Annotated in this window: 1 protein-coding gene; it reads right to left on the bottom strand. The window is 37.4% G+C overall.

The annotated features are described in order from the left end of the window. Positions 1-83: 83 nt before the first annotated feature. A partial coding sequence (locus ACFIK8_RS12085) for a DUF475 domain-containing protein (RefSeq protein ID WP_375669570.1) occupies positions 84-348 on the bottom strand: 265 nt, incomplete at its 5' end.

The raw sequence follows: 348 nt of genomic DNA, 5'->3' as shown, positions 1-348 counted from the left end.
AATGAAGCCGGTATAGAACTCTTAATAACCTCCTAAAAAACTTTCTTTCGTCGTGCTATTGCAACGCATAAAAAGCTTTCAACTTACTTAGACACAACATCTTTATTCAGGTGATGACACTTAAAGCGAAGAGAAGAACAAAATGCCATTCCAATAATACCGACCCCCACCAGTCCTGTTAAGACTTCAGGAACCGATACAAGAGTTTGCAGATACATAATCACTGCGAGGATTAAAATTGCATAAAAAGCACCATGTTCCAAATAACGATAATGCAACAATATCCCTGACTCAACCAACATAATTGTCATAGAACGAACGTAAAACGCACCTATACTAAGACCAATT

The sequence above is a fragment of the Bartonella sp. MR168JLCBS genome (assembly GCF_042194175.1).
The sequence above is the reverse complement of the archived record's forward strand: the minus strand, read 5'-3'. Positions and strand labels throughout refer to the sequence as shown.